General features: G+C 75.1%; 6 protein-coding genes and 1 pseudogene. 1 reads left to right on the top strand and 6 read right to left on the bottom strand.

Annotated elements, in window-relative coordinates; all coding sequences use genetic code 11:
* Window positions 1-129: 129 nt before the first annotated feature.
* Window positions 130-1,086: a 2-hydroxyacid dehydrogenase gene (locus tag ACI79U_RS21270; protein WP_457072303.1), complete on the bottom strand. Its 957-nt coding sequence runs from the start codon at window positions 1,084-1,086 to the stop codon at window positions 130-132.
* A gap of 83 nt (window positions 1,087-1,169) precedes the next feature.
* Here ACI79U_RS21270 and ACI79U_RS21275 point away from each other — a divergent pair, with 83 nt between their 5' ends.
* The gene (locus tag ACI79U_RS21275) at window positions 1,170-2,330 is read left to right on the top strand and encodes a PQQ-dependent sugar dehydrogenase (RefSeq protein WP_457072301.1); all 1,161 of its coding nucleotides are present in this window, start codon (window positions 1,170-1,172) and stop codon (window positions 2,328-2,330) included.
* 320 nt (window positions 2,331-2,650) lie between these two features.
* Here the strand turns inward: ACI79U_RS21275 and ACI79U_RS21280 are convergent.
* From ACI79U_RS21280 to gatC, 5 genes and pseudogenes are all read right to left on the bottom strand, one after another.
* Window positions 2,651-2,821 (bottom strand): annotated as a pseudogene (locus tag ACI79U_RS21280) (GNAT family N-acetyltransferase); the annotation flags it as partial.
* A 32-nt stretch (window positions 2,822-2,853) separates the two neighbouring features.
* Window positions 2,854-4,368, bottom strand: coding sequence for an Asp-tRNA(Asn)/Glu-tRNA(Gln) amidotransferase subunit GatB (gatB, locus tag ACI79U_RS21285; protein WP_457072299.1), 1,515 nt, complete (start codon window positions 4,366-4,368; stop codon window positions 2,854-2,856).
* The gene (locus ACI79U_RS21290) at window positions 4,365-4,574 is read right to left on the bottom strand and encodes a hypothetical protein (RefSeq protein ID WP_457072297.1); all 210 of its coding nucleotides are present in this window, start codon (window positions 4,572-4,574) and stop codon (window positions 4,365-4,367) included. The genes gatB and ACI79U_RS21290 overlap by 4 nt, the downstream gene beginning before the upstream one ends.
* A complete protein-coding gene (gene gatA / locus ACI79U_RS21295; RefSeq protein ID WP_457072295.1) occupies window positions 4,571-6,094 on the bottom strand; it encodes an Asp-tRNA(Asn)/Glu-tRNA(Gln) amidotransferase subunit GatA in 1,524 nt (507 codons plus the stop codon). Before gatA ends, ACI79U_RS21290 begins: the two co-directional genes overlap by 4 nt.
* A complete protein-coding gene (gene gatC, locus ACI79U_RS21300) occupies window positions 6,091-6,390 on the bottom strand; it encodes an Asp-tRNA(Asn)/Glu-tRNA(Gln) amidotransferase subunit GatC (RefSeq protein ID WP_457072293.1) in 300 nt (99 codons plus the stop codon). Before gatC ends, gatA begins: the two co-directional genes overlap by 4 nt.
* Window positions 6,391-6,741: the final 351 nt, after the last annotated feature.

Raw genomic sequence — 6,741 nt, forward strand, 5'->3', positions numbered from 1 at the left:
AGTGACGGGATTAAATGAAATTTCCTGTTTATTGACCGGACCGCTTTTATCCCCCCCCCCCCCCCCCCCACGCGGGGCCGGCGGTGCCGGGTCCGCCGACCCGCCCCCCGGGTCCGGTGCCGGGTCCGCTCAGTAGTCGCCGACGACGTTCGCCAGCGGGCGGCCGGCCAGCACGCGTGCCAGCTGCTCGGTGACCGCCGCCGTCGCCCGGGCCAGGGTGGCGGGCACGTCGCCGGCCACGTGCGGGGTGAGCAGCAGCCCGGGGGCGGCGAACAGCGGGTGCCCGTCGGGCAGCGGCTCGGGCTCGGTGACGTCCAGCGCCGCACGCAGCCGGCCGCGGTGCAGCTCGGCCAGCAGGGCATCGGTGTGCACGACGACGCCGCGGGCGGCGTTGACCAGCAGTGCGTCGTCCTTCATCGCGGCCAGGAACCCGGCGTCGACCAGGCCGGTGGTCTGCGGGGTGACCGGCACGATGAGCACCACGACGTCGGCCCGCGGCAGCAGGTCGGGCAGCTCCTCCATCGCGTGCACGCCGTCGCGGGCGGTGCGGGCGACGTAGGTCAGCTCGACGTCGAAACCGGCCATCATCGCGCCGATGGTCCGGCCGATGTCGCCGGCACCGACGATCAGCACCCGGGCGCCGACCAGCGAGTGGTGCGTCGCGGGCGCCCAGCGGCCGGCGTCCTGCTCCCGGGTGAACGAGGGGATCCCCCGCTGGGCGGCCAGCGTCGCGGCCACCGCCCACTCGGCCGTGGCGGGCGTGTGCGCGCCACGGGCGTTGCAGAGCACCACCCGGCCGGGCAGCCGGCCGGCGAACTTCTCCGCGCCCGCGCTGAGCAGCTGCACCAGGCGCAGGTCCGGCAGCGCGGCGAGCAGCTCGTCGGACAACGTCTCGCCCCCGCGGGGCACCAGCACCTGGGCGCGGGCGGCCGCGCCCGTGGGCAGCCCGTCGTCCGGGTGCCACCGGTGCGCCCGCACGCGGGGCGACAGCTCCTCGACCGCCTCGGCCATCGCGCGGGAGGGCACCAGCACGTGCAGCGTCTCGTCGGGACCGAGTTCCAGCAGGGGCGGCGGCGTGTTCGGCACGGTTGCCGACCCTAGGACCGGGCGGCTCCGACGGCTCGTCCGGTCGGCCGCACCGGTGGCCGGCGGGCCGTACTGTGGCAGGCGTGGGACGGCGGACGGCGCGCACGCGCACCCGGCTTGCCGGTGCCCTGCTCGCCGGCACCCTGCTGGCCGGCCCCGCGCTGACCGCGTGCGGCGGCGGGTACACCCCGTCCGGGCCGTTCCGGGAGATCCCCCAGGGACAGCCCCCACGGGTCGGCCCGCCGCCCGAGAGCGCCCCCGCCCCGGTTCCCGGCCAGCCCGCCACGCCCGGCACCGGGGAGGAGCAGGCCGGCGACCCGAACGTCGTCGCCACCGGGCTCGCCCTGCCCACCGACCTGGTGGTGCTGCCCGACGGCACCGCCGTCGTCGGCGAGCGCGACACCGGCCGGCTGCTGCAGGTCTTCCCCGACCGGTCACCGGCCCAGGAGCTGATGGTGCTGCCGGTCGACACCGCCGGCGACGGCGGGCTGCTCGGCCTCGCGCTGTCCCCGACCTTCCCCGAGGACGGGCTGCTCTACGCCTACGTCTCCACGGCCACCGACAACCGGGTGCTGCGGTTCCCCATCGGCGGCACGCCCAACCCGGTGCTCACGGGCATCCCCCGCGGGGAGATGGGCAACGGCGGCGGCCTGGTCTTCGGCCCGGACGGCACGCTCTACGTGGGCACCGGCGACACCGGGAACCCGGCGCTCGCCACCGACCCGGCCTCGCTGGCCGGCAAGGTGCTCGCCATCGACGTCTTCGGCCAGCCGGTCGGCGACGGGCCGGTCACCTCGCGCGGCCACCGGGACGTCACCGCGCTGTGCACCGGCGCCGACCAGCGGGTGTACGCCACCGACGAGGCCGTCACCGGCCCCGACGCGCTGGACGTCGTGCGCCCCGACGGCGACGTCGGGCCCGGTCGCACCCGCCCGGTGCTCGAGGTGCCCGCCGCCGAGGGCGGGCTGGGTGGCTGCGCGGTGAGCGGGCCGTACGTGTTCCTCGGCGCACTGGACGGCGAGCGGGTGACCATCGTGCAACTGGACCAGGCGGGCCGCCCCGTCGAGGAGCCGCAGTCGTTCCTGGAGGGCCGGTACGGGCGGCTGCGCAGCGTCGCCGTCGACCCGGCCGGCGCGCTGTGGATCACCACCTTCAACCGGGACGGCATCGGTGACCCGGCCGAGGACGACGACAAGGTGCTCCGGGTGACCCCGCCGTCGTCGGAGGCCACCTCCCCGCTCTGATGAAGGACCCCCTTGCCCCCCACCGCTCGCGAGCTCGCGGCGGACCCTTGCAAGGGGGCCGCCCACGGGCTGACGGGTGAAGCGGTAGACGACGTGGTCGGGCGGGTCGACCGGGTTGTCCGGCGCCAGCTCACCCGCCGCGTACCAGGTGGCGCCGGCCCGCTGCAGCGCCCGCCAGGACGACGCGTTGCCCACCGCGACCGGCACCAGGACGTCCGCGGCCTCCGGGTGGTCGGCGAACCCGCGGGCGACGGCGGGTAGGCCGCGATCGCGTAGAGCTGGACGAGACCGAACGGCCGGCCACCGTGCACCCCCAGGTGGACCTGCGTGGGCTCGGTGCCGTCGACGCAGGGGCCGAAGTCCCGCTCGACGGCGTCCGGCCCCCACTCGTGGTGCCACCAGCGGGCGACCAGCGGCTCGGCCAGCCAGCGGCCGAGCAGCCCGAAGTCCGCCCGGGTGAGCGGGCGCAGCTCCACGGCCGGCAGTGCCACCCGGCCACGGTAGGCCGGTCAGGGCAGGCCGGTCAGGAGCCGAGCACCCGCTCCTCGAGCATGCGCTTGACGGTGGGGGCGTCGGCCTTGCCGCGGGTGGCCTTCATGACCTGCCCGACGAGCGCACCCAGCGCCTGCACCTTGCCGGCGCGGACCTTCTCGACCACGTCGGGGGCGCCGGCGATCGCGGCCTCGACGGCGGCGACGAGCTCGTCGGACTCCCCCAGCACCGCCAGCCCCTGGGCCTCGACGACCTGAGCCGGGTCGCCCTGGCCGGCCAGCACGCCGTCGAGCACCTGCCGGGCCAGCCCGTCGTTGACGGTGCCCGCGGTGATCAGCCCGATCAGCTCGGCCACCTGCGCCGGGGTGATCGCCAGCTGGCCGAGCTCGACGCCGAGCTCGTTGGCCCGGCGGGCGAGGTCACCCAGCCACCACTTGCGGGCGTCACCGGGGGTGGCGCCGGCGGCGACGGTCTGCTCGACCAGACCGAGCGCACCGGCGTTGGCCAGCCAGGTCATCTCGGTGCCCGAGATGCCCCACTCCTGCTGCAGCCGCGTGCGCCGGGCGGCCGGCAGCTCGGGGAGCTCGGCGCGCAGCCGCTCGATCCAGTCGGCGTCCGGCGCCAGCGGCACCAGGTCGGGCTCGGGGAAGTACCGGTAGTCGGTCGCTTCCTCCTTGCTGCGCCCGGAGGAGGTGGTGCCGGTGTCCTCGTGGAAGTGCCGGGTCTCCTGCACGATCCGGCCGCCCTCGTCGAGGACGGCGGCCTGCCGGCGCATCTCGAACCGGACGGCGCGCTCGACCGACCGCAGCGAGTTGACGTTCTTGGTCTCGGTGCGGGTGCCCCACTCCAGGTCGCCGACCGGGTTGAGCGAGATGTTGACGTCGCAGCGCAGGCTGCCCTGCTCCATCCGCACGTCGGAGACGCCGAGGGCCTGGACGATCTCGCGCAGCTCGGTGACGTAGGCGCGCGCGACCTCGGGCGCCAACCGGCCGGCGCCGGGCACCGGGCGGGTGACGATCTCGACCAGCGGGATCCCCGCGCGGTTGAAGTCGACCAGCGAGTGGTCGGCGCCGTGGATGCGCCCGGTGGCGCCACCGACGTGCAGGTTCTTGCCGGTGTCCTCCTCCAGGTGCACCCGCTCGATCTCCACCCGGTACGTCTGCCCCTCGACCTCCACGTCGAGGTGGCCGGCGGTGCAGAGCGGCTCGTCGTACTGGCTGGTCTGGAACCCCTTGGGGATGTCCGGGTAGAAGTAGTTCTTCCGGGCGAACCGCGACCAGCTCGCGATCCGGCAGCCCAGCGCCAGCCCGATCTTGATGGTCGCCTCGATCGCGGCGGCGTTGGCCACCGGCAGCGAGCCGGGCAGCGCGAGGCAGACCGGGCAGGTCTGGGTGTTCGGCTCGGCGCCGAAGGTGGTCGAGCAGCCGCAGAACATCTTGGAGGCGGTGCCCAGCTCGACGTGGGTCTCCAGGCCGATCACCGGCTCGTAGCGGGTCACGGCGTCGTCGAACTCGACCAGCCGGTCGCCGGTGTGGGTCGTGGTCACGGGGTCTCCTCGGGAGAGGACGGGTTGCTGGTGGGCCCTGCCTGCTTCGGTGCGGTGCGACCGGTGAACCAGGCCCCGATCGCGGTGAGCACGCCCAGCACGATGAACGCGGCGAAGATCGCCTGCCCGGTCACGGCCCACAGCACCGCGCCGGCGACGATGACGAAGGCGGTCAGCCCCCAGGCGGCCTTCATGGGCCCGTTCACGCGGCACCCGCCGGGGTGCCCAGCTCGTCGAGCAGCCGGTGGCCGCGGGCGGCGTCCTGGGCGGCCTCGAGCGCGGCGGCCACCCGGTAGCAGCGGTCGTCGGCCAGGGCCGGCGCCATCACCTGCAGGCCCACGGGCAGGCCGTCGGACAGCCCGCTGGGCACCGAGATCGCCGGCAGCCCGGCCAGGCTGGCCGGCAGGGTGCACAGGTCGGCGGCGTACATCGCGATCGGGTCCTCGACCCGGGCGCCCAGCGGCCAGGCGACGGTGGGGCTGGTCGGGCTGACCAGCACGTCGCAGCCGGCGAAGGCGGCGGTGAACTCGCGGACGATCAACGAGCGGACCTTCTGCGCCTGGCCGTAGTAGGCCTCGTAGTAACCGCTGGAGAGGGCGTAGGTGCCCAGGATGATCCGGCGCTTGACCTCGGGGCCGAAGCCCTGCTCGCGGGTGAGCGCCATCACCTCGTCGAGGTCGTGACTGCCGTCGTCGCCGACGCGCATGCCGAACCGGACGCCCTCGTAGCGGGCCAGGTTGCTCGATGCCTCGCTGGGGGCGATCAGGTAGTAGGCGGGCAGCGCGAGGTCGAAGGAGGGGCAGGAGACCTCGGTGACCTCGGCGCCGAGGCCGGCCAGCAGCTCGATCGCCTCCCGGGTGCGGGCCAGCACGCCGGGGTCGTAGCCCTCGGCGTGGCCGTCACCGCCGAGTTCGCGGACGACGCCGACCCGCACCCCGCTGAGGTCGCCGGCGGCGCCGGCGCGGGCGGCGTCGGCCAGCCCGGACGCGGGGGCGTCGATGCTGGTCGAGTCCCGCGGGTCGTGGCCGCCGATGACCTCGTGCAGGAGGGCCGCGTCGAGCACCGTGCGGGCCATCGGGCCGGCCTGGTCGAGGCTGGAGGAGAACGCGATCAGGCCGTAGCGGGAGACCGAGCCGTAGGTGGGCTTGTGCCCGACCAGGCCGGTGACCGCGGCCGGCTGGCGGATCGAGCCGCCGGTGTCGGTGCCGATCGCCCAGGGCGCCAGGTGACCGGCGACGGCCGCGCTGGACCCGCCGGAGGAGCCACCGGGGATCCGGTCGTGGTCCCACGGGTTGCGGCTCACGCCGTAGGCGGAGTTCTCGGTGGAGGAGCCCATGGCGAACTCGTCCATGTTGGTCTTGCCGAGCAGGACGGTGCCGGCCTCGGCGAGCCGGGTGGCGATGGTCGCGCTGTACGGCGGCCGCCAGCCCTCGAGGATCTTCGAGCCGCTGGTCGTCGGCACGCCCTCGGTGACCACCAGGTCCTTCAGCGCCACCGGGACGCCGGCCAGCGGGCCCGACTGGGCACCCGCGGCGCGCGCCTCGTCGACGGCGGTGGCGGCGGCCAGCGCGGCGTCGCCGTCGACGTGCAGGTAGGCGCCGAGGGCGCCGTCCTCGGCGGCGATCCGGTCGAGGTGGGCGCGGGTGACCTCCGCGGCGCTGACCTCACCGGCGGTGAGCCGGCGGGACAGCTCCGCGACGTCCAGCGTGGTGAGCTCGGCGGTCACTCGGACTCCCCCAGGATGCGCGGCACGAGGAACCGACCGTCCTCGGTGGCCGGCGCCGCGGCCAGCGCGGCCTCGCGGGGCAGGCTCGGGGTGACCTGGTCGGCGCGCAGCACGTTGGTCAGCGGCACGGCGTGCGTCATCGGCGGGACGTCGCCCACTCCGGCCTCACCCACGCGGGCGACCGCTGCGAGCACCTGGTCGAGCTGACCGGCGAAGCGGTCGAGCTCCTCGTCGGTCACCGCCAACCGGGCCAGGCGCGCCAGGTGCGCGACGTCGTCCCGCGAGATGCTGCTCATGCTCTGTTGCGACCCCACTCCGTCTGCCGGCCGGCCCGCTGGAGGCCCGCGTCCACGACCCAGCCACTGTACGTGGGGGGCGGTCGGCGGCCGTGCGAGCCGGGTTGGAGCTCGGGCCCTCCGTACGGGAGGCTGCACGTGCCCGCGATCGACGGAGATCGGCCTGCACCTGGACGACACCGGAGGATCGACGTGTCCTACCTCTTGCGGCTGGTCGTGCCCGACCGGCCCGGCATCCTCGGCGGGGTGGGCACCGCGCTGGGCGAGGCCGGCCTCGAAAAACTATCTGTCGACGTCCTTGAACGCCGCTACCGTTTAGCTGTTGACGACATCGTAGTAGAGCTCCCCCCC

It is taken from the genome of Modestobacter sp. SYSU DS0904 (genome assembly GCF_054051115.1).

Bases quoted from the DNA above. Each gene is read 5' to 3' on its own strand.
- gatC (WP_457072293.1), bottom strand. From the start codon at position 6,390: ATGAGCAGCATCTCGCGGGACGACGTCGCGCACCTGGCGCGCCTGGCC.